This is a genomic window from Ruegeria sp. 6PALISEP08 (assembly GCF_001238295.1).
In the GTDB taxonomy this organism is placed as follows: Bacteria; Pseudomonadota; Alphaproteobacteria; order Rhodobacterales; family Rhodobacteraceae; genus Ruegeria.
Genome location: NZ_LGXZ01000005.1, coordinates 214607 through 234517 on the forward strand (window position 1 = coordinate 214607; position 19911 = coordinate 234517).

At 59.0% G+C, this 19911-nt stretch carries 18 protein-coding genes; 16 read left to right on the plus strand and 2 right to left on the minus strand.

The window, feature by feature from the left end; genetic code table 11:
- Window positions 1–245: 245 nt before the first annotated feature.
- Together ALB80_RS09665 and phnY are read left to right on the plus strand one after the other, a co-directional pair.
- Entirely contained in the window at window positions 246–1220 is a 975-nt protein-coding gene (locus ALB80_RS09665) for a LysR family transcriptional regulator (RefSeq protein ID WP_050603845.1), read from the plus strand.
- A gap of 157 nt (window positions 1221–1377) precedes the next feature.
- Window positions 1378–2826 (plus strand): phosphonoacetaldehyde dehydrogenase, encoded by a 1449-nt coding sequence (gene phnY, locus ALB80_RS09670; RefSeq protein WP_050603846.1) that lies wholly within the window; start codon window positions 1378–1380, stop codon window positions 2824–2826.
- On the opposite strand, the gene ALB80_RS09675 is transcribed toward phnY, so the two are convergent.
- A complete protein-coding gene (locus ALB80_RS09675; protein ID WP_083445253.1) occupies window positions 2820–3521 on the minus strand; it encodes a GntR family transcriptional regulator in 702 nt (233 codons plus the stop codon). The two genes, phnY and ALB80_RS09675, sit on opposite strands and share 7 nt — an antisense overlap.
- An 80-nt stretch (window positions 3522–3601) precedes the next feature.
- Here ALB80_RS09675 and ALB80_RS09680 point away from each other — a divergent pair, with 80 nt between their 5' ends.
- Window positions 3602–4135 (plus strand): HutD family protein, encoded by a 534-nt coding sequence (locus ALB80_RS09680; protein ID WP_050603848.1) that lies wholly within the window; start codon window positions 3602–3604, stop codon window positions 4133–4135.
- Here ALB80_RS09680 and ALB80_RS09685 read toward each other — a convergent pair.
- Window positions 4132–5496, minus strand: coding sequence for a formimidoylglutamate deiminase (locus ALB80_RS09685; RefSeq protein ID WP_050603849.1), 1365 nt, complete (start codon window positions 5494–5496; stop codon window positions 4132–4134). The genes ALB80_RS09680 and ALB80_RS09685 overlap by 4 nt on opposite strands.
- A gap of 82 nt (window positions 5497–5578) precedes the next feature.
- On the opposite strand from ALB80_RS09685, the gene hutI reads away from it, so the two are divergent.
- From hutI to ALB80_RS09750, 13 genes are all read left to right on the plus strand, one after another.
- Window positions 5579–6787 carry an imidazolonepropionase gene (hutI, locus tag ALB80_RS09690; protein WP_050603850.1) on the plus strand — a complete coding sequence of 403 codons (1209 nt, stop codon included), beginning with the start codon at window positions 5579–5581 and terminating at the stop codon, window positions 6785–6787.
- The gene (hutH, locus tag ALB80_RS09695; RefSeq protein ID WP_050603851.1) at window positions 6784–8322 is read left to right on the plus strand and encodes a histidine ammonia-lyase; all 1539 of its coding nucleotides are present in this window, start codon (window positions 6784–6786) and stop codon (window positions 8320–8322) included. The genes hutI and hutH overlap by 4 nt, the downstream gene beginning before the upstream one ends.
- Window positions 8319–9125: an N-formylglutamate deformylase gene (gene hutG, locus ALB80_RS09700; RefSeq protein WP_050603852.1), complete on the plus strand. Its 807-nt coding sequence runs from the start codon at window positions 8319–8321 to the stop codon at window positions 9123–9125. Before hutH ends, hutG begins: the two co-directional genes overlap by 4 nt.
- A complete protein-coding gene (hutU, locus tag ALB80_RS09705) occupies window positions 9122–10804 on the plus strand; it encodes a urocanate hydratase (RefSeq protein ID WP_050603853.1) in 1683 nt (560 codons plus the stop codon). Before hutG ends, hutU begins: the two co-directional genes overlap by 4 nt.
- 143 nt (window positions 10805–10947) lie before the next feature.
- Window positions 10948–11997: a quinolinate synthase NadA gene (nadA, locus tag ALB80_RS09710; RefSeq protein WP_050603854.1), complete on the plus strand. Its 1050-nt coding sequence runs from the start codon at window positions 10948–10950 to the stop codon at window positions 11995–11997.
- Window positions 11998–12003: 6 nt separating this feature from the next.
- A complete protein-coding gene (locus ALB80_RS09715) occupies window positions 12004–13572 on the plus strand; it encodes an L-aspartate oxidase (protein WP_050603855.1) in 1569 nt (522 codons plus the stop codon).
- Window positions 13569–14417 carry a carboxylating nicotinate-nucleotide diphosphorylase gene (gene nadC / locus ALB80_RS09720; RefSeq protein ID WP_050603856.1) on the plus strand — a complete coding sequence of 283 codons (849 nt, stop codon included), beginning with the start codon at window positions 13569–13571 and terminating at the stop codon, window positions 14415–14417. Before ALB80_RS09715 ends, nadC begins: the two co-directional genes overlap by 4 nt.
- A gap of 114 nt (window positions 14418–14531) precedes the next feature.
- On the plus strand, window positions 14532–15512 hold the full coding sequence (gene bioB / locus ALB80_RS09725) for a biotin synthase BioB (RefSeq protein WP_050603857.1): 981 nt from the start codon (window positions 14532–14534) through the stop codon (window positions 15510–15512).
- The gene (locus ALB80_RS09730) at window positions 15509–16642 is read left to right on the plus strand and encodes an 8-amino-7-oxononanoate synthase (protein WP_050603858.1); all 1134 of its coding nucleotides are present in this window, start codon (window positions 15509–15511) and stop codon (window positions 16640–16642) included. Before bioB ends, ALB80_RS09730 begins: the two co-directional genes overlap by 4 nt.
- A complete protein-coding gene (bioD, locus tag ALB80_RS09735; protein WP_050603859.1) occupies window positions 16639–17259 on the plus strand; it encodes a dethiobiotin synthase in 621 nt (206 codons plus the stop codon). The genes ALB80_RS09730 and bioD overlap by 4 nt, the downstream gene beginning before the upstream one ends.
- A complete protein-coding gene (bioA, locus tag ALB80_RS09740; RefSeq protein ID WP_050603860.1) occupies window positions 17256–18542 on the plus strand; it encodes an adenosylmethionine--8-amino-7-oxononanoate transaminase in 1287 nt (428 codons plus the stop codon). The genes bioD and bioA overlap by 4 nt, the downstream gene beginning before the upstream one ends.
- A complete protein-coding gene (locus ALB80_RS09745) occupies window positions 18539–19159 on the plus strand; it encodes a hypothetical protein (RefSeq protein WP_050603861.1) in 621 nt (206 codons plus the stop codon). Before bioA ends, ALB80_RS09745 begins: the two co-directional genes overlap by 4 nt.
- Window positions 19156–19911 (plus strand): methyltransferase domain-containing protein, encoded by a 756-nt coding sequence (locus ALB80_RS09750; RefSeq protein WP_050603862.1) that lies wholly within the window; start codon window positions 19156–19158, stop codon window positions 19909–19911. Before ALB80_RS09745 ends, ALB80_RS09750 begins: the two co-directional genes overlap by 4 nt.

Sequence of the window (19911 nt, forward strand, 5' to 3'; positions counted from 1 at the left end):
GTATAACCATCGCAAATACTCACGATCTTCGTGAGGAACGAAACATCGAAGTCGCAACAAACACGGCGTTTTCGTCCAGGCTGGGTTGGCTGCAAGTCTATTCGATTTCGGGGTTTGACAGATTTGTTAACGGATGTGAGCGGCAAACCGGCCGGAATCGTCTCAGTGGCCTTCTGAATTCTGTCGCCAGATCGTATTTTGATAGACGATTATCTGGAAGAAGTTGCTTCAGGAATGGATGCCCCGTGAACCTCAGAGATCTGGAATATGTACTTGCCATCGCAAAACACGGCCAGTTCAGTCAGGCGGCATCTTCTTGCAACGTGTCCCAGCCCGCCATGTCGAACCAGATCAAAAAGCTCGAGCAGGAATTGGGCACCGACCTGTTCCTGCGCCTCAATAATGAGGTGCGCCCGACACTATACGGCACCCGCGTTGCGGAAATCGCGCGGCGCATTCTGAACGACGCGCGGGAAATCCGCGATACGGCCACTGAATTCCGCGACCCCGAGGCCGTCCCCCTGACAATCGGCATGACCCCTACGTTGGCCCCGTATCTGACCGGGTATTTTTCCACGCTCTTCAGTACTCTGTTTCCCAAGATGCGAGTCACGCTGGTTGAGGACCTGCCACAAAACATGTTGCGCAGGGTCGAGGATCACACGCTGGACATGGCGCTGGTCGCCAAGATCAACAACAGTGCATCTTTGGACTTCACTTCGATCTGGTCCGAACCCTTGTTTTTGGCTCTGCGCGAAGGGCACCCCCTGTGCACACTGTCTTCCATCGCCCCTGAAGAGGTGCCAAAACATGACTTCATCCGGTTACCACATAGCTTCGGATACGATCTCGAAGATCGGCTGCCCAAGCAAGACGGGACAACCCGGATCAGCAAGCGCTTTGATCTGACCGCATTGCGGTTTGAGACGATCTGCCGTCATCTCTGCCATTCCGACGATTGCACCATTGTCTCGGCTTTGGCAGCGGAACAATTCAAACGGGATAACTGGCCTTTGTGTTTCATTCCATTTGACGCCCCGGGACACCTGCGGGATCTTGGCGCGGCCACCCGACCAAACTGCCCCAGAAAGCCGATGCTAGCGCGTATCGGAGCCTACATCTTGGAAAACCCGCCGGTTGGTGTAATCCCCACCTATCAGCCGGAAAACGAGACTCCACTCAGACCCACCAATTCTGAACCTGTGCCCGAGAAAATGTAGCTGCCTATTGAGCCACAGACTTGGTTCCACGAAATAGAGCGGGACTATCCGTACATTCTATTGACGCAAGGCAAAGTGCAGCACTATCGGTTGTTTCGTTGATATCCGGATGGTCGGCCACGCGTAACTGTGGCCGCCGAAAAATTGGAACAGGGACATGGCCGAAACCGAGATCCGACACGAAGGTATGCGCATCGGTGGACAGGTTGTGTTCACGGAAGACACTGTTCCTGTGCATTATCCCTATACAAATGCGGTGGTCGGCACCGTTCCAGCTGGAACTGTCCAACATGTACGGCAAGCTTTTGAGGTTGCGGCAATCTACACCCCAACCCTGACCCGATACGAGCGAAGCCAGATTCTTCGACGAGCAGCGGAGTTGATAGGAGAAAGACGCGACTATCTGGCTAAATGGCTGACACTGGAGCTGGGCATATGCCATCAGCATTCGGTATATGAAACCAAACGCGCGCAAGACGTGTTTCAATTCGCCGCCGCCGAAGCCATGAAAGATGATGGAGAAGTGTTCTCCTGCGATCTGACGCAAAATGGCAAAGCGCGAAAAATCTTCACCAAGCGTGAACCTGTCACAGCGATCAGTGCGATTACTCCGTTCAACCACCCCCTGAACATGGTTAGCCACAAGATCGCGCCTTCGATTGCAACCAATAACTGTATGGTTTGCAAACCAACCGAACTGACACCACTGACAGCACTGACATTGGCCGACATTCTGTACGAGGCGGGCCTGCCGCCCGAGATGTTCCAGGTCGTCACCGGCTGGCCAAAGGACATTGGCGACGAAATGATCACCAATGACAATATCGACATCATCACTTTCACCGGCGGCGTCCCTGTAGGCAAGCTCATCGCCTCAAAGGCAGGCTACAAGCGACAGGCGCTTGAGTTGGGCGGGAATGACCCCCTGATTGTGCTGAATGATCTGGGTCACGCTGATCTGGAACGCGCTGCGACAATTGCGGTTGCTGGCGCCACGGGGAACTCGGGTCAGCGCTGCACCGCCATCAAGAGAATCCTGGTTCAAGCCAGCGTAGCGGATCGTTTTGTTCCCATGGTGCTGGAGAAAGCCAAAGCCATCCGGTTCGGTGATCCTCAGGACCTCGAGACCGAGTTGGGCTGTGTCATCCATGCCGAGGCCGCAGAGCTGTTTGAGAACCGCGTGCTAAAAGCGGCAGAACAGGGGGCGGACATCCTGTACCATCCGGGTCGGCAGGGCGCATTGCTGCCGCCGATCGTTGTCGACAAAGTGCCCCATGGCAGCGAGTTGGTCATGGAAGAGACTTTTGGCCCTGTCATTCCTATCGTGCGTGTGCCGGATGACGACGCGGAGGTTATGCAAATATCAAATAGCACCGCGTTTGGCCTGTCGTCGGGTGTGTGCACCAACGATCTGAACCGGGCTATCGCCTATATTAATGGGCTGGACGTGGGCACCTGTAACATTTGGGAACAGCCCGGCTATCGGATCGAAATGTCACCTTTCGGGGGGATCAAGGACAGCGGCAATGGCGTCAAGGAAGGCGTTATCGAAGCGATGAAATTTTTCACCAACGTCAAAACCTATTCACTTCCATGGCCTCAATAAGTCGTTCTCATTTGATACCCTTGATGGAACGTCATGCGCACAAACGTGACGGGTTTGTTTTGGAACCATGTTGTGCGTTCGAGCTGGAAGAGTGGTGTACCTGTCGGAACGGATAGGAACTCTTGCAGAGGGCCGGTTGCTGGGACGGCCGAGAAAGCGATTTCCGCGTTTGAGAACGGGACTTCGGCCAGCAGCCATTCGTTGGGGCCGGTGGTCAGAAAGTCTTCGTTCGTCACATGTGGCACTGCATCGACATTGATCCAGCGTTCTTCGAACTGGAAAGGTCGGTTGTCGGCCTGGTGCATGCAAGTCAGATGTACGATATTCGCGGCCTCTGGCAGGCCGAGCTTGGCCTGCAGCCATGCAGGGCAGTCGATCACGGTGCGACTGACGAGGGCATAGCGGTACTGGGCGTTCATCTCTTCGATGGTTTTGCGGACCACGGTGATGGGCAGTTTGGCCTGTTTGACCGGTGTGGTGACAACACGGGTGCCCCCTTTGCGTTTGCGGGTGACAATGCCCTGATCGGCCAGTTCGCGCAGGGCGCGGTTGACAGTGGCGCGCGCGCATCCAAACTCTGCGGCCAATTCGATTTCGGTGGGCAGCAGGCTGCCCTGCGGCCAAACGCGGGTCTGAATGCGGTTGAGCACTTCGTCGCGGATGTCCTGGAAACCGACATTCTTTTGTTCAGACACGCTCTGCCCCTGTATTTTTGATGCTCATAATCATATTATGTCCAGAATAATAGGGATATGCAAAGAAATTGATCCGACTGATGATGAGAGTGGACGCGTGCAAAGCCACCCGCTGGGCCAATGGCGGTGGTGTGACCCGGGAACTGGCGGCCAAACGGGTCGGGGGTCAGGTCGCTTGGCGCATCAGCGTGGCTGAGATCGAAAGGGAAGGGCCCTTCTCGCGCTTTCCGGGGCTGGCGCGGGTGCACACGATTATCGAAGGGGCTGGGCTGGCCTTGCATGGCGCGGATGAGGTGCTCAGCGCACGTCCGTTTGAACCTCTTCGGTTTGACGGGGCGCTGGCCGTGACAGCGCGGCTGCTGGACGGACCATGCCGAGCGTTCAACGTGATTTATGACCCGCAGATCGTCTCGATCACTGTGGATGTTCATTCAGGTAAGCAGGCTTTCTATGTTGCGGAAGATGAATTTGTCTTTGTTGTGTCGGGGACAGTCTCGACGGACCGCACGTGGCTGGTGGCGGGGGACGCGATTAGGACGGCTGGCGCCGCGATGCTCGCTCCGGCTCCTGACTCCAAAGTGCTGCATGTCCGCTTTGCGGAAGTTCCCGCTTAAAGGTCCGACAGAAGCCCGGTCATCAAAGTCCGGTAATTGGACGTGATTCGTTCGCGATCCACATGACGGCCGTTCTGCACCTGATGGCGGCCTGCAGACCACAGGTCGGTGACAACATGGTCTTTGGCAGCAAAAACGAGACCATCCAGCAACTGATCCGACCTCAGCGTGCAAAGCGCCGGGTCCTGACTGTTGATGGCGACGAGATCGGCCAGTTTGCCTTGGGCGATCTCTCCGGCGTCGCGGCCCAGAGCCTGCGCACCGCCCAAGGCCGCGCCCGTGTACAAGGTCTGTCCGACCGAGCCTTCACCGACAACCATCACATTGCGGGACAGATCGCGCAGGCGTTGGGAATACTCCAGCGTGCGCAGTTCTTCGGTCAGGGAAATCAGCACGTTCGAATCCGAACCTACACCAAAGGCTCCGCCCGCGCTCAGGTAAGTCGGACCGTTAAAAGGTCCATCGCCCAGATTGGCCTCGGTCACAGGGCACAAGCCCGCGACGGCACCGGTGGCGGCCATGGCGCGGGTCTCCTCCTCGGTCATGTGGGTGGCGTGGATCAGGCACCATTTGGTGTCGACTGCCGCATTGTCCAGCAGCCACTTGACCGGACGCGCGCCCAGGCCAGCCTGAATCTCGGCCACTTCTTTGGGTTGTTCTGCGATATGGATATGGATCGGACCATCGTCCTGTGCGGCCACAACTCTTGCCAAATCAGCGGGTGAGATGGCGCGCAGGGAATGCGGCGCGATGCCGACGCGGCAGTCGTTTGGCAAGGCACCAAGCGCGCCGCGCGCCTGTTCGACCATCGCGCAGAAGCGGTCCACATCATTGCCGAACCGGGCTTGCCCGGCCTCAAGGGGTTTTTCCCCGACGCCTGAATAAGAATAGAGCACCGGCAGATGGGTCAGGCCGATCCCGGTCTCGGCTGCGGCTTCCATGATCCGGTCTGAAAGCTCGGCGAGGCGATCATAGGGCTGCCCGTCCGGCTGATGGTGGAGGTAGTGGAACTCTCCGACCGAGGCATATCCGGCCTCCTGCATCTCAAGATAGACCAGCGCAGCAATGGCCTGCACCTGTTCGGGGCTGAGATGGGCGGTGAAGCGATACATCATTTCCCGCCAGGTCCAGAAACTGTCACGTCCGGCCATGCGGTACTCGGTCATGCCTGCCATGGCGCGCTGGAAGGCATGGCTGTGGAGGTTGGCCAGCGCAGGCAGCAGAGTGTCGACCTGCGTGTCGCCTGGTTGCGCCATCGCACTCGGCGTCAGACGCCCGATCAGCCCGCCTTCAATCTCAAGCCGCAGATTCTCGGCCCAGCCAGTCGCCAATAGGGCGCGGTTCGCGAAAATGGTCGTCACGCTGTTCTCCAATTTTATGAATAGACATAATACACAAAGCCATGTACGAGAAAAGAGAGAATTGCGGGAATGAGGGATTCGAATGCAAGTTCGCGATCAGCTGTTCACCGATCTGAATGCCGCCACCATGACCGGTGAAGGCGCATATGGATTGATCGAGGATGCGGCAATTGCCGTACAGGGTGCGCGGATCGTCTGGGTTGGGTGTCAGTCTGACGTTCCAGACGCATATGCGGCGTTGCCGCGCACGTCTTTCGAAGGTCGTCTGGTGACGCCTGCGCTGATTGACTGCCACACCCATGTTGTGCATGGCGGTCACCGCGCCGTAGAATTCGAGATGCGCCTGAACGGAGCCAGCTATGAAGAGGTTGCAAGGGCAGGCGGCGGGATCATCTCGACGGTGAAGGCCACACGAGAGGCTGAAGTTGACGATCTGATCGCACAGGCGCTGCCCCGTGTGGATGCAATGCTGGCCGAGGGTGTCTCGGTGATCGAGGTCAAGTCGGGATACGGGTTGGATCGTGAAACTGAGCTGAACATGCTGCGCGCCGCTCGGGCCTTGGCCGATCATCGCCCGGTGCGGGTTGTGACCAGCTTTCTGGGCGCCCATGCGGTTCCGGTCGAGTACAAAGACCGCCCCGAAGCTTACATCGCAGAGGTCTGTATCCCAACCCTGCGCGCGGCGCACCGGGAAGGTTTGGTGGATGCGGTTGATGCGTTTTGCGAAGGGATCGCGTTCTTGCCGGACCAGCTGGTGCCGCTGTTTGACGTGGCGAAAGAGCTTGGCTTGCCGATCAAATGCCATGCCGAGCAGTTGTCCAATCTGGGGGGTGCAAAACTTGCCGCCTCTTATGGCGCTCTTTCGGCGGATCACATCGAATACCTCGATGAAGATGGCGTGAAGGCTATGGCCGAGGCTGGCACCGTGGGTGTGATCCTGCCCGGAGCCTTTTATACCCTGCGTGAGACCCAAGCCCCGCCTATTGATTTGTTGCGTCAGCATAAGGTGCCGATGGCGCTGGCCACCGATTGCAACCCGGGGTCGGCCCCTGTGACCTCGCTGCTGCTGACCATGAACATGGGGTGCACCCTGTTCCGCATGACGCCCGAAGAAGCACTGCAGGGCGTGACCATCCATGCGGCCCGCGCACTGGGCTTAACGGATTGTGGCAGCATTATCCCCGGCCTGCGCCCCGATCTGGCTGTCTGGAATGTCGCCCATCCGGCCGAGCTAGCCTATCGCATTGGCTTTAACCCGCTTCACACCCGCATTATTGGAGACACAACTTGACCACCCTGACGCTTACTCCAGGCGAAGTCTCTCTGGCACAGCTGGAACAGGTTTACCGCGAAGAATGTCCAGTGCGGCTGGAGCCGGCTTGCCGGCCTGGTATCGAGGCGGCCCATGCGCGCATCGCCGATGCAGCCGCGGGTGAGGCGGCGGTTTACGGGGTCAACACCGGTTTTGGCAAACTGGCCAGCGTCAAGATCGCGGCTGAGGATACCGCGACCCTGCAACGTAACCTGATCCTGTCTCATTGTTGCGGCGTGGGTCCTACAATTCCGCGCGCGATCGCGCGGCTGATGATGGTGCTGAAGCTGCTCAGCCTCGGACGCGGCGCATCCGGCGTACGGATGGAACTGATCGTCCTGCTGGAGGATATGCTGGACAAGGGTGTGACCCCGGTGATCCCGGCGCAGGGCTCTGTCGGGGCTTCAGGGGATCTGGCACCGCTGTCGCATATGGCCGCTGTGATGATGGGGGCCGGTGAAGCCGAGTTCAGTGGCACTGTAATGCCCGGCGATCAGGCCTTGGCGGCAGCGGGTCTGACGCCCATCGAGCTGGGCCCCAAGGAAGGTCTGGCGCTGATCAACGGCACCCAGTTCTCGACGGCATTTGCGCTGGCGGGTCTGTTCGGAGCATGGCAGGCCGCGCAGAGTGCGCTGGTCACATCAGCGCTGACCACAGATGCCATCATGGGCTCGACTGCGCCATTGCAGCCGGAAATCCATACGCTGCGCGGCCATCGCGGTCAAATCGAGGCAGGGTCCACCATGCGTGCCATTCTGGCCGGTTCGGTGATCCGTGAAAGTCATCGCGAAGGCGATACCCGGGTGCAGGATCCCTATTGCATTCGCTGCCAGCCGCAGGTTGTTGGTGCCGCGATGGATGTGCTTCGGCAGGCGGCTACGACCCTCGAGATCGAAGCCAATGCCGCCACCGACAACCCGCTTGTTCTGCCCGAGGCCGGGCTGATCGTCTCGGGCGGCAACTTCCATGCGGAACCGGTGGGCTTTGCCGCCGACATGATTGCACTGGCGCTGGCCGAAATCGGGGCAATTGCCCAACGCCGCATTGCTCTGATCGTTGACCCGGCGCTCAGTTTTGATCTGCCACCCTTCCTGACGCCCAATCCCGGGCTGAACTCGGGGCTGATGATTGCCGAAGTTACAACGGCAGCACTGATGAGCGAGAACAAGCACCTGGCCAACCCTTGCGTGACGGATAGCACACCCACATCGGCTAATCAGGAAGACCATGTCAGCATGGCTGCCCATGGCGCGCGTCGATTGGGGCAGATGGTCACAAATCTGGAGCGCATTCTGGGTGTCGAGCTGCTCTGTGCCACGCAAGGGGTCGAATTCCGCGCGCCGCTGCCCACCAGCGAGGTCTTGCAGGGCGTGATGGCGCGGCTGCGTGTGGTCGTGCCACCCCTGGGTGATGACCGCTATACCGCGCCGGACATCGAAGCAGCGTCAGCCCTGATCGCCAGCGGCGAGATTGCCCATGGCACGGGCGTCGACATGCCGGAGCTTGGCACGTGACTGACGCGGTTGAGATCACCCGCGGCGACAGTCCCATCGTCCTGGGCCTGCCGCATACTGGCACCTATGTGCCGCCCGAGATCGCGTCCCAGCTGAATGACCGGGGCCGGGGACTGGATGACACTGACTGGCACATCCACACACTCTATGACGGGTTGCTTCCCGGTGCCACCACGGTTCGGGCCACTTTCCACCGCTATGTGATCGACGCCAACCGCGACCCGTCCGGCGTGTCGCTTTATCCCGGCCAGAACACCACGACGCTGGTGCCGTTGACGGATTTTGACGGACAGGATATCTGGGCGCAGCTCCCGTCCGGGGGCGAAATTAACGCACGGCGCGCAGCTTTCCACGTGCCTTACCACGCCGCTCTTTCGGCTGAACTGACGCGGGTGAAGGCGCTGCATGGGTTTGCCATTCTGTATGACTGTCACTCGATCCGCAGCCACATCCCGTTCCTGTTCGACGGGGTGCTGCCAGACTTCAACATCGGCACCAATCTCGGCGCAACCTGTGACGCGCGGGTCGAGAAAGCTGTCCTGGACATCTGCGAAACAGCGGCGGGCTACAGCACCGTACTCAATGGCCGCTTCAAGGGCGGCTGGACTACACGCCATTATGGCCGTCCGGCTGACGGCCTTCATGCAATCCAGATGGAACTGGCACAATCCACCTATCTGAGCGCCGAGACCGCACCCTGGACCTTTGATACAGGCAAAGCCGATCGTCTGCGCTCTTATCTCAAAACCATACTCGACAGCCTGGCCGCGCTGGCCCCTCAGCTCACCGGAGGACCCCGATGACCGACCCCCGCAAGAACACCCGTGACATCTATCCGCCCACAGGACCGGAGTTGAACGCCAAAAGCTGGATGACCGAAGCGCCGCTGCGGATGCTGATGAACAACCTGCACCCCGACGTAGCCGAAAACCCGCATGAGCTGGTGGTCTATGGCGGCATCGGGCGCGCTGCGCGGACGTGGAACGATTTCGACACCATTGTCGCCAGCCTCAAGGATCTGGAAGAGGATGAAACGCTGGTTGTGCAGTCCGGCAAGCCGGTGGCCATTGTCCGTACCCATACGGATGCGCCGCGTGTGCTGATCGCCAACTCAAACCTCGTACCGCATTGGGCCAATTGGGATCACTTTAACGAACTCGATAAGAAGGGTCTGATGATGTACGGCCAGATGACCGCTGGCTCGTGGATCTATATTGGCACGCAGGGCATTGTGCAGGGCACCTATGAGACCTTTGCCGAGGCCGGGCGTCAACACTATGGCGGCGACCTGACCGGTAAATGGATCCTGACCGGCGGCTTGGGCGGCATGGGTGGCGCGCAGCCTTTGGCGGCTGTCTTTGCCGGGGCCTGCTGTCTGGCGGTGGAATGCAACCCCGACAGCATCGATTTTCGCCTGCGTACCAAATACCTGGACGAAAAGGCCGAGACACTGGACGAAGCGCTTGAGATGATCGACCGCTGGACCAAGGCGGGCGAAGCCAAATCGGTCGGCCTGCTGGGCAATGCGGCCGAAATCTTCCCTGAGATCTACCGGCGGATGCAGGCGGGCGGGATGCGCCCCGACATCGTCACCGACCAGACCAGCGCCCATGATCCGGTCAACGGGTATTTGCCGCTGGGCTGGACCATGGCGCAATGGAAGGACAAGCGGGAAAGCGATCCCAAGGCAGTTGAGAAAGCCGCCCGCGCCTCAATGAAGCAACACGTGGCCGCGATGGTCGACTTTTGGAACGCCGATGTTCCAACGTTGGATTACGGCAACAACATCCGTCAGGTGGCTCAGGATGAGGGGCTGGAAAACGCTTTCGCTTTCCCCGGCTTCGTGCCTGCCTATATCCGTCCTCTGTTCTGCCGCGGCATCGGCCCGTTCCGCTGGTGCGCTCTGTCGGGCGACCCCGAGGATATCTACAAGACGGACACCAAGATGAAGGAACTGTTCCCCGAGAACACCCATCTGCACAATTGGCTGGATATGGCGCGCGAGCGTATCGCCTTCCAAGGCCTACCCGCCCGCATCTGCTGGATCGGATTGGGTGACCGTCACCGCGCTGGCCTGGCTTTTAACGAAATGGTCCGCAACGGTGAGCTGAAAGCGCCCGTAGTCATCGGCCGAGACCACTTGGACAGCGGTTCGGTCGCTTCGCCAAACCGTGAAACTGAGGCGATGCAAGACGGCTCTGACGCTGTCAGCGATTGGCCCCTGTTGAACGCTCTGGTCAATACCGCCTCAGGTGCAACATGGGTTTCGCTGCATCATGGCGGCGGCGTTGGCATGGGCTTCTCTCAGCACGCAGGTGTTGTCATTTGCGCCGACGGCACCGACGAAGCGGCCAAGCGGCTGGAGCGGGTTCTCTGGAACGACCCGGCCTCGGGTGTGTGGCGTCACGCGGATGCCGGGTATGAGGATGCCAAGGCCTGTGCACGCGAGCATGGGCTGCGTCTGCCGGGTATTCTGGGCTGATTTGCTCATTCATCTTTGAATTTGTCGGCATGGCTTAGCGCTAACGTTGAAATTTCCGGTTTCGAACCAGGTGTCTTTCGGCTAGGGCTAAGCCGTTAAGCAGCCCGCAAGGCTAACGACAACTGACAAAGGTGGCTCGCCCGTTGCTCGATATTACACATGTCCGCTCGGTTCTTTCGGACGTCTACGACCTCGCCCCATCGGCCACACTGGCTAATGAGATGAAAGACACGTTTGCCCGCATGGATCGTGTGGTCAGCCCCCCGGATTGGGCGATCTACGCGCCGTATGTGCGGGCCATAAACGCGCTCAAGAAAGAACGTAACGCCGTGATCCTTGGGCACAATTACATGACGCCCGAAATCTATCACGGTGTGTCCGATTTCGTTGGAGACAGTCTGCAACTGGCGATCAAGGCCAGTGAAGTCGAAGAGGAAGTGATCGTCCAGGCTGGTGTGCATTTCATGGCTGAGACATCGAAGATCCTGAGCCCGCAAAAGACTGTTTTGATGCCGGATATGGAGGCGGGCTGTTCGCTAGCAGAATCGATCACTGCGGACGGGATTGATGAGATGCGCGCCAAATATCCCGACGCGCCGGTTGTCACCTATGTCAATACAACCGCCGAGGTCAAAGCAGCATCGGATATTTGCTGCACGTCGTCGAACGCGCTACAGATCGTGAACGCGATGGAAAGCGACACGGTTATCATGACGCCGGATCAGTATCTTGCCCAAAACGTCGCAAACCAAAGCCACAAGAACGTGGTTTTTTGGCCCGGGTCCTGCATCGTGCACGAGCAATATACGGCTCAGGATTTGCGCGATTTCCGTGAATGGAACCCCGGCACGCAGCTGATTGCCCACCCCGAATGTCCACCGGATGTTGTGGCCGAGGCAGATTATTCCGGTTCGACCAGCGGCATCATCAACTATGTGCATAACGTGAAGCCTGAAAAGGCGATGCTGATTACCGAGTGTTCGATGGCGTCGAACATTGCAGATGAGCTGCCCGAGGTCGATTTCGTGGGCCCCTGCAACATGTGCCCGTACATGAAGAAGATCACGCTGGAAAAGATCCTCTACGCTCTGCACACGATGGATGGTCAGGTCGAGGTTGCAGAAGACGTGGCGAAAAAGGCACGTAAATCCGTTCAGGCCATGATTGATCTGTCCCGCAAGCTCGGCATCTGACCTGAAATGACGGACATCACCACGGATCGGGTCATTATCGTTGGGGCCGGAATCGGTGCGCTTTACGCAGCGCTGAAACTGGCACCGCGACCTGTGGTGGTGATCTCGCCCGACCCGTTGGGGGAAGGCGCAAGTTCGGTTTGGGCGCAGGGCGGTGTTGCAGCGGCGATGGACCTGGCCGACAGCCCGGAAAGCCACGCTGTGGACACGGTCAATGCAGGGGCAGGCACCGTCGAGCCTGATGTGGCAGACTTGGTCACCCGCGAAGCGCGCAAGTACATCCTTGACCTGACCGAGATCGGCACGCCGTTCGACCGTACCGAAGATGGCGGTTACGTTCTTTCGCGGGAGGCCGCACACAGTTTCGCGCGTGTCGTCCGTGTAAAAGGGGATCAGGCAGGCAGCGAGATCATGGCTGCCCTGATCGAGCGCGTGCGTGAGACGCCTTCAGTTCAGGTATTAGAAGGCGTCCTTGCCGTGGCTTTGGGCATGGACGAGGACATTGTGTCAGGGGTTGTGCTGCAAGACGCAACACAGACCGGCACTGCGCACGTTACATTACGTGGACCAGCGGTGTTGCTGGCTGGCGGCGGCTCTGGCGGGCTATACGCGCTGACGACCAACCCAGAGCGAATCCGGGGGCAAGTCATTGGCATGGCTGCACGCGCCGGGGCGTTGATTGCTGACGCTGAATTTGTTCAGTTCCATCCAACAGCTATGGACGTGGGCGAGGACCCAGCGCCCTTGGCCACCGAAGCGCTGCGTGGGGAAGGGGCGATTCTGGTCAACAAGCAAGGCGACCGGTTCATGCAAGCCATTCATCCAGAGGCCGAACTGGCCCCGCGAGATGTTGTTGCGCGCGCGATCTTTGCCGAAGTGCAGGCGGGCAATCGACCCATGCTGGACACACGCGACGCTTTGGGTACACGGATTCGTGAGCTGTTTCCTGCGGTCGCAGCCTCTTGCGCGCGCAACGGCATTGACCCGGCCAACGACCCGATCCCAGTCGCCCCGGCGGCCCATTATCACATGGGCGGGATCGCCACGGATACGGATGGTCGGGCGACTCTGGACGGGTTGTGGGTCTGTGGTGAGGCGTCTTCGACGGGTCTGCACGGGGCCAACCGTCTGGCATCGAATGGGCTGCTCGAAGCGCTGGTCTTTGCCCGCATCTGTGCCGAAAGCATAGCAGGGTCGCTGCCTGCAGGTACAAATGTCAGCGAGGTAGACTTGCGGTTTGCTCCGGGAAACGCACCCGATACGGCGCAAGCGGTTCAGGAGTTGCGCAATACCATGACACGTGATGTCGGCGTCGTCCGTGAAGGTTCTGGGCTGAGCCGTGCATTGCAAACCATTGCCGAGTTGGAGGCCCGCCACGGCAATTGCCCCTCGTTCAGAAACATGTGCGCGACCGCAACTCTGATTGCCGCCGCTGCCTTGCAGCGCGAAGAAAGCCGCGGAGCGCATGAACGCTCTGACTTCCCGGAAACCGGTGATGGACTCGGCGAACGGTCCAAGATGTATCTCTCTGAGGCCCTGAGCATTCGGGCCGAAGCCTGCAAGGAACTGACATGACTTTTGCAACCCTGCCAGATCTGATCCTTGAGCCTGTGATCCGCGCGGCGCTGATGGAGGATTTGGGAAGTTACGGCGATGTTACCACCCGGACGGTGATCCCGCAGGACACCACGTATACGGCCCGGCTGAACGCGCGCGAAGATGCTGTCGTGTCCGGGATGCAGGTCGCCGAAATCGCATTCCGTCTTGTGGACCCTACGCTTGAGGTCGAGGTGCTGGTCAAAGACGGCGCGCGCTGCTGCCGGGGTGATACGCTGATGACAATCAAGGGATCTGCCGCCTCGATTCTGTCGGGTGAGCGGGTCGCGTTGAACTTTGCCGGTCGCCTGACTGGTATTGCAACGATGACTGCGGCATTTAGCGAGCAGACCAAAGGCACAAGAGCCCGAGTAACCTGCACACGCAAGACCACGCCTGGCCTGCGTATCGTAGAAAAGCAGGCCGTTTTGCATGGCGGTGGGTTCAATCACCGCTATTCCCTGTCCGACGCGATCTTGATCAAGGACAATCACATCGCTGCAGCGGGTGGGGTTCCTCAGGTATTGGAGGCCGCAAAGGCCCAGGCCAGCCACATGATGGCGGTCGAGATTGAAGTCGACCGTCTGGACCAGTTGGCAGAGGTGCTCAAGGTTGGCGGTGCCTCTGTCGTGTTGCTGGACAATATGAACAACGACATGCTGCGCGAAGCTGTCGCAATGGTGGATGGTCAGATGAAAACCGAAGCCAGCGGCAACGTGACCTTAGAGCGCGTAGCGTCCATCGCTGAAACCGGCGTGGATTATATCTCGTCCGGTGCGCTGACGCATTCGGCGCGTACTGTTGATCTGGGTCTCGACTTCTAAGGGCGCGGCATTTCCGCTTGAATTGGGATCGTTTGCGCCAACACGCTTGCGCAATTCAATTTTATTGATAATAAATCTGCCGCAACGCAAGCTGCAGGAAGTTTTATAGATAAAATGATCATCCCTCATTCCGGCTGGACCCGAAAGTCTGCGCAAGCTGTTCATGATCTTCCCTTGATGGATCTTCTGTTTCGGGCACAAACCGTGCACCGCGAAAACTTTGACCCCAATAAGGTCCAGACATCGAAACTCCTTTCGATCAAGACCGGTGGTTGTGCCGAGGACTGCGCCTATTGCTCGCAATCGGCCCGCAACGGATCAACACTTCCGGCGTCGAAACTGATCGAGGTTCAGCGCGTTCTGGCTGAGGCTAAGAAGGCCAAGGATGGCGGCGCAACCCGGTTTTGCATGGGGGCCGCATGGCGAGAGCCCAAATCGCGCGACATGCCTGCTCTGGTCGCCATGGTCGAAGGTGTCAAAGCGATGGGCATGGAAACCTGCATGACCCTGGGCATGCTGGACGACACTCAGGTCGTCCAACTGCGCGACGCCGGGCTGGACTATTACAACCACAATATCGATACCTCAGAGCGTTATTATTCCGAAGTGATCACCACCCGTACATTCTCGGATCGGATCGACACAATGAACCGGGTGCAGGAAGCAGGTATCAAGGTGTGCTCGGGTGGTATCCTGGGGATGGGTGAACATACCGGCGACCGTATCGACATGTTGCTGACCCTGGCGAACATGACCCCTCCGCCGGATTCTGTGCCGATCAACATGCTGATGCCGCAGGCTGACACACCGCTGGCCGAAGCAGAACCGATCGATCCCATCGACTTTGTGCGGATCATTGCAACCGCCCGTATTCTGATGCCCAAATCCTATGTTCGCCTGTCTGCCGGGCGCAGCGACATGAGCGACGAGATGCAGGCAATGTGTTTCTTCGCCGGTGCGAACTCGATCTTTGTCGGTGAAACGCTTCTGACGGCAGAAAACCCCGAAGAAGACACCGACTCGATCCTGTTTGCCAAGCTCGGGCTTCAGGCTGAAACGGCTGAAGAACATAATCGCACGGAAGCTGCCGAATGAAAGCAGTCGATCGGCTGAACTCCATGCTTGATGCGCTTGAAGCCCGGCACCGTCGCCGGGCTTTGATCCCTGCGCGCGGGCTGGATTTTGCGTCGAACGATTATCTGGGTTTGGCCGGATCAAAACTGTTGCAAGATGCAGCACTGGCGGCCTTGACGCGCGGTGTGCCGGTTGGTTCGGGGGGCTCGCGCTTGCTGCGCGGCAATCACCCCGAGCATGAGGCACTGGAACAGGAAGCCGCCGCATTCTTCGGGTCTGAAGCAGCGCTTTTCATGGGTGGAGGGTTCCAGGCCAATCAGTCGATCTTTTCAACCTTGCCTGCCGCCGGAGATCTGGTGCTCTATGACGCATTAGTCCATGCCAGTGCCCATGAAGGGATGCGTGCCAGTCGCGCCGATCTGCGCGCCTTTCGCCACAATGACGTTGAAGATGCGCGCAAGGTTTTGGCCGAGTGGCGGGCAACGGGTGGGGCGGACCAAATCTGGATTGCAGTGGAAAGCGTTTATTCCATGGAAGGCGATCTTGCCCCGCTAGAGGACCTTGCGTCCTTAGCGCGCGACTCTGACGCCATTCTGGTCGTGGACGAGGCGCACGCCACAGGCGTTTTTGGCGCAAGCGGCAAGGGTCTGGCGCATGATCTGAACACGGATGTTCTGACCCTGCACACATGCGGTAAGGGTCTGGGCGTTTCGGGCGGTTTGATCTGTGGTCCGCGTGTGATGATCGATACGCTGATCAACCGAGCGCGGCCCTTTATCTTCGCAACCGCGCCATCACCCTTGAACGCCGCTCTGGTGCGGGCAGCTCTGCGGGAATTGGCGGCCGACACTCAATTGGTTGTTGCTGCACGCGAGCGTCTGCGCCATGCCCATGATGCGGCCCGGCAAAACGGACTGCCGGATAAGACCCTGATCAGCCAGATCATTCCCGTCATTTTGGGGGACGAAGCCCGAACGATGGCGATGGCCTCTGCTTTGCAGCAGCAGGGATTTGACATCCGGGGCATCCGGCCGCCCACCGTTCCCAAGGGAACATCCCGCTTGCGCGTCTCGATCACCGGGAATGTCAGCCTTCAGGACATTTCGGCCTTGTTTGCAACCATCGCCAGCCATCAATCGGAGGCCGCATGAGCGCTCTGATCGTCGTCGGAACCGACACGGGCGTCGGAAAAACTGTATTTTCCGCTGGCCTGACCGCGGCTTTGAATGCCCGGTATTGGAAGCCCGTTCAGTCGGGTCTGGAGGATGCAACAGACACCGAAACCGTCCGTATATTGTCCGGTGTGGACGTGTTGCCCGAGGCGTATCTCCTGAACATGCCTGCCTCACCCCATCTATCTGCGGAAGACATGGGTGTTGAAATTGATCTGTCGCGACTTGTTTTGCCCCAAGTTGACGGGCCGCTGGTCGTTGAGGGGGCAGGGGGCCTGATGGTGCCGCTGAACCGCCAAAGCTATTACCTGGACCTGATCGCCCAATGGCAGGCCCCGGTTGTACTGGTCGCTCGCACGGCGCTTGGAACGATCAACCACACCACATTGTCTCTGATGGCCCTGGGCGGCGCGGGATGTGAGGTCGTGGGTGTTGCCTTTGTCGGTGAGCCAGAGCCGGATGTCGAGCAAACCATCGTTGAGATGAGCAATACCCGTCACCTTGGGCGACTTCCTGTTCTAAACGATCTGACACAGCAGACCCTGAAAGATGCCTTTTCAGAAATAGATATGGCCACCATTCGGAGGTTCCTGTGACCCCGCTGGAATTTGACGCCTGCCACCTGTGGCACCCCTATACCAACGTGGCCGTTCCCGGCGCGATGCACCTGATCGACCGGGCCGAGGGCGTATACCTGTACCGGGAAGACGGCGCGAAGATGATCGATGCCATGTCCTCATGGTGGTGTGCAATCCATGGCCACAAACATCCCGCAATCACATCCGCGATGCAAAAGCAGCTGGAGAAGATGCCTCATGTGATGTTCGGGGGGCTGACCCACCATCCGGCCATAGATCTGGGGCGCAAGATGGTCGATATGCTGCCCGAGGGGCTGGATCGCATTTTCTACTGCGACAGCGGCTCGGTCTCGGTCGAGGTGTCGATGAAGATGGCGGTGCAGTACCAAATGGCCCATGGCCGCACCGGCAAGTTCGAGTTCGCCACCATTCGGGGCGGCTATCACGGCGACACATGGAAGGCGATGAGCGTCTGCGACCCGGTCACTGGTATGCACGGACTGTTCCGTGGGGCCTTGTCGATCCAGCACTTCCTGCCGCGCCCCCAAGTGCGGTTGGGTGACGAATGGCCTGCAGATTCGGGCCAGAACGGGTTGGAGCCGCTGGAACGGCTGCTTGCCGAAAAGGGCGACCAACTTGCGGCCTTGATCCTTGAGCCCGTGGTTCAAGGTACAGGAGGTATGTATTTCTATCACCCTCAATGGCTGCGCGCGGCGCGAGCGTTGTGTGATGCGCATAATGTGCTGATCATTTTCGACGAAATCGCCACCGGGTTTGGTCGAACTGGCAAGCTTTTTGCAATCGATCATGCTGACGTCACGCCAGATATTCTGTGTTTGGGTAAGGCTCTGACCGGGGGGCACATCTCGTTCGCTGCAACCGTAACCAGCAAGCAGGTGGCTTATGGCATCGGCAACAGTGCGGCGGGCGTGTTCATGCACGGCCCGACTTATATGGCTAACCCTCTGGCCTGCGTCGCGGGTTCAGCCAGCCTGAGCTTGCTGGGTGAGGGAAATTGGGAGCGCCAGGTGGCTGCCATTGAAAACCAGATGCGGACAGAGCTGGAGCCAGCCCGCGGTTTGCCTGGCGTGGCGGATGTCCGGGTCCTTGGTGCCATTGGCGTTATTGAAATGAAGGATACTGTTGATCCTTCTGTCGCCCATCGGCTGGCGCCAAAGACCGGAGTGTGGTTGCGCCCCTTTGCACGCAACATTTATTGTATGCCCCCTTACATCATCTCACCTGACGAGCTCAGCCAGGTCACAAGCGCGATGGTCGCGCTGGCCGGGGGGCAGGAATGAGACACAGGTGGCTGGCGCAATCAGACGATGGCAATCTGACCCTTGTATTCGGGGGTTGGGCGCTGGGTGCTGCACCGTTTCAGGACCTGACCGGTGGTGGGTCTGTCCTGCTTGTTGATGACTTTACTCGGCTTGATGATCCTTTGCCCGAGCTGGGGCGGTTCGACTACGTCGACTTGCTTGCGTTTTCCTTCGGTGTCGCATCTGCTGCGCATTGGCTGGCCCATACACAGTTTAGCCCCGACCGGCTGGTTGCCGTCAGCGGCACCCTGCATCCGGCGTGTCCGGACCGGGGCATTGCACCCGATACGATTCGGGGCACGGCGGATCAGCTGACGACCTCCAGCTTTGCCAAGTTCTGCAGCCGCGCGGGGTTGCCCGTTGAACCACCAGAGCTGGACGTCGCAGCGGCGCAAATAGAGCTTCACGAGGTGATCCAGCGCGGGTCGGCCCCGGACCCGGGCTTTGACTTGGTGTGGATACCCGAGCGTGACCGCATCATTCCAACGAAGGCGCAAGAGGCTGCCTGGGCGGTGACCTCGGCCTCGATCAAGCGTGTTGCAGGGCCCCATGTACCCTTCAGGTCAGGGCAAAACTGGGCGGAGTGGCTGTCATGACGGCGCAATTGGCAGATAAGGTCCAGCGCAGCTTTAGCAGAAGCTTTGACACCTATCACGACACGGCCAGCCAGCAGGCGTGGGTTGCCGATAAACTGGTTTCTGAACTGCGCCGTGTGGGTGCACCGGGCCAGTTTCACACAACGTTTGAAATGGGGTGTGGCACAGGGCATCTCACCCGAATGTTGCGGCAAAATTTCGACCTGCCCGACCTCATTCTGAACGACATCGCACCGCAAGCTCAAGCAACGGCAGATGCCGAAGCTGTCGCATTTATCGCAGGCGATGTGCGCACGGTCCAATGGCCCGATCAGATTGATTTGATCGCTTCAGCTTCGATGATCCAATGGATGGAAGACCCCGCCGGTTTGTTGCAGCAAGCGATCGATGCGCTGGCCCCGGGTGGTTGGCTGGCCGTTTCAGGATTTGGGCCCCAGCAATACAAAGAACTGTTAAGCATCGGATCAACAGCTCACGCGCCGGGCCTTTGCGGGGCAGACAATCTTGTCGCGGCCATTGAAGGGTCAATGCGGGTTTTGGCCGCTGGAGAACGCATCCGGCCATCATATTTCAAAACACCGCGGGACGTTTTGAAATACTTGCGCAGAACCGGTGTGAACGGGCGCGCGCAGGGGGCATGGACCAAGTCCACTCTGACCCGGTTCGAAGAAGACTATGTGCATAACTTTGGATCAGCCAACGGGGTGTCTTTAACCTATCACCCAGTTTGGATCATTGCCCAGAAACAATAA